We start from the raw sequence: 3,256 nt of genomic DNA on the forward strand, positions 1-3,256 counted from the left end.
ATGTCTGGCAGTGTCCTACTCTCACATGGGGAGACCCCACACTACCATCGGCGCTACGGCGTTTCACTGCTGAGTTCGGCATGGGGTCAGGTGGGACCACCGCGCTATTGCCGCCAGACAAATCCTGTTTTCAATCCCGAACAAGCTGCTTGCGGCTTTCATGCCGCATTTTCTCTTTGAAACTTCGTCTTTCTCTCAAACACCCTAAAACACCTTCGGTGTTGTCAGGTTAAGCCGCACGGTTCATTAGTACTGGTTAGCTCAACGTCTCGCAACGCTTACACACCCAGCCTATCCACGTCCTCGTCTCGAACGCTCCTTCAGTGTCCTCAAGGGACAAGGGAAGACTCATCTTAAGGCAAGTTTCCCGCTTAGATGCTTTCAGCGGTTATCTCTGCCGCACGTAGCTACCGGGCAATGCCATTGGCATGACAACCCGAACACCAGTGGTGCGTCCACTCCGGTCCTCTCGTACTAGGAGCAGCCCCTTTCAATCTTCCAACGCCCACGGCAGATAGGGACCGAACTGTCTCACGACGTTCTAAACCCAGCTCGCGTACCACTTTAAACGGCGAACAGCCGTACCCTTGGGACCTACTTCAGCCCCAGGATGTGATGAGCCGACATCGAGGTGCCAAACACCGCCGTCGATATGAACTCTTGGGCGGTATCAGCCTGTTATCCCCGGAGTACCTTTTATCCGTTGAGCGATGGCCCTTCCATTCAGAACCACCGGATCACTAAGACCTACTTTCGTACCTGCTCGAGCCGTCACTCTCGCAGTCAAGCTAGCTTATGCCTTTGCACTAACCTCACGATGTCCGACCGTGATTAGCTAACCTTCGTGCTCCTCCGTTACGCTTTGGGAGGAGACCGCCCCAGTCAAACTACCCACCAGACACTGTCCGCAACCCGGATAACGGGCCTACGTTAGAACACCAGCCATTAAAGGGTGGTATTTCAAGGATGGCTCCACGCAGACTGGCGTCCACGCTTCCAAGCCTCCCACCTATCCTACACATCAAGGACCAGTGTTCAGTGTCAAGCTATAGTAAAGGTTCACGGGGTCTTTCCGTCTTGCCGCGGGTACACTGCATCTTCACAGCGAGTTCAATTTCACTGAGTCTCGGGTGGAGACAGCCTGGCCATCATTACGCCATTCGTGCAGGTCGGAACTTACCCGACAAGGAATTTCGCTACCTTAGGACCGTTATAGTTACGGCCGCCGTTTACTGGGGCTTCGATCAAGAGCTTCTCGCAAAGCGATAACCCCATCAATTAACCTTCCAGCACCGGGCAGGCGTCACACCGTATACGTCCACTTTCGTGTTTGCACAGTGCTGTGTTTTTATTAAACAGTTGCAGCCAGCTGGTATCTGCGACTGGCTTCGGCTCCGGGAGCAAGTCCCTTCACCTACGCGCCAGCGTGCCTTCTCCCGAAGTTACGGCACCATTTTGCCTAGTTCCTTCACCCGAGTTCTCTCAAGCGCCTGAGTATTCTCTACCTGACCACCTGTGTCGGTTTGGGGTACGATTCAATGTTACCTGATGCTTAGAGGCTTTTCCTGGAAGCCGGGCATCTGTCACTTCAGCACCGTAGTGCCTCGTCGTCACGCCTCAGTGTTAACGGCTGTCCGGATTTACCAGGACTGCCCACCTACACGCTTAAACCGGGACGACCGTCGCCCGGATGACATAGCCTTCTCCGTCCCCCCTTCGCAGTAACACCGAGTACAGGAATATTAACCTGTTTCCCATCGACTACGCTTTTCAGCCTCGCCTTAGGGGTCGACTCACCCTGCCCCGATTAACGTTGGACAGGAACCCTTGGTCTTCCGGCGAGCGGGTTTTTCACCCGCTTTATCGTTACTTATGTCAGCATTCGCACTTCTGATACCTCCAGCAAACCTCACGATTCACCTTCAACGGCTTACAGAACGCTCCCCTACCCAACAACGCCTAAGCGTCGCTGCCGCAGCTTCGGTGCATGGTTTAGCCCCGTTACATCTTCCGCGCAGGCCGACTCGACCAGTGAGCTATTACGCTTTCTTTAAATGATGGCTGCTTCTAAGCCAACATCCTGGCTGTCTGAGCCTTCCCACTTCGTTTCCCACTTAACCATGACTTGGGGACCTTAGCTGGCGGTCTGGGTTGTTTCCCTCTCCACGACGGACGTTAGCACCCGCCGTGTGTCTCCCGTGATAACATTCTTCGGTATTCGCAGTTTGCATCGGGTTGGTAAGTCGGGATGACCCCCTAGCCGAAACAGTGCTCTACCCCCGAAGATGAATTCACGAGGCGCTACCTAAATAGCTTTCGGGGAGAACCAGCTATCTCCCGGTTTGATTGGCCTTTCACCCCCAGCCACAAGTCATCCGCTAATTTTTCAACATTAGTCGGTTCGGTCCTCCAGTTAGTGTTACCCAACCTTCAACCTGCCCATGGCTAGATCACCGGGTTTCGGGTCTATACCCTGCAACTTAACGCCCAGTTAAGACTCGGTTTCCCTGCGGCTCCCCTATACGGTTAACCTTGCTACAGAATATAAGTCGCTGACCCATTATACAAAAGGTACGCAGTCACACCCCAAAGGGTGCTCCCACTGCTTGTACGTACACGGTTTCAGGTTCTCTTTCACTCCCCTCGCCGGGGTTCTTTTCGCCTTTCCCTCACGGTACTGGTTCACTATCGGTCAGTCAGGAGTATTTAGCCTTGGAGGATGGTCCCCCCATGTTCAGACAGGATACCACGTGTCCCGCCCTACTCGTCGAACTCCCGGCTTATGCGTCTTCGTGTACGGGGCTATCACCCTTTACTGCGCGCCTTTCCAGGCGCTTCCACTGACACACAAGCCGTTGTTGGTTCTGGGCTCCTCCCCGTTCGCTCGCCGCTACTGGGGGAATCTCGGTTGATTTCTTTTCCTCGGGGTACTGAGATGTTTCAGTTCCCCCGGTTCGCCTCGTTTGACTATGAATTCATCAAACGATAGTGCAACGGATTGCACTGGGTTTCCCCATTCGGGTATCGCCGGGTCTTGCGGGTCATATCCCCTTCCCGGCGCTTATCGCAGATTAGCACGCCCTTCATCGCCTCTGACTGCCTAGGCATCCACCGTGTACGCTTAGTCGCTTAACCTCACAACCCGAAGGTGTCTTCGGATTGGGGTTTTGAGAGACTCCTCAATCACCTTGCTGTCAAACAGCAAAATCACTGAGTGTTTCAAATTTTTCAGCTTGTTCCAGATTGTTAAAGAGCA

General features: G+C 53.8%; 2 rRNA genes. Both read right to left on the minus strand.

Features of this window, described 5'->3' with window-relative positions:
- Positions 1 to 2 precede the first annotated feature (2 nt).
- Positions 3 to 118, minus strand: a 5S ribosomal RNA gene (rrf, locus tag Xinn_RS20285).
- A 107-nt stretch (positions 119 to 225) separates the two neighbouring features.
- Positions 226 to 3,135, minus strand: a 23S ribosomal RNA gene (locus Xinn_RS20290).
- Positions 3,136 to 3,256: the final 121 nt, after the last annotated feature.

The organism is Xenorhabdus innexi (assembly GCF_002632485.1).
Lineage (GTDB): Bacteria > Pseudomonadota > Gammaproteobacteria > Enterobacterales > Enterobacteriaceae > Xenorhabdus > Xenorhabdus innexi.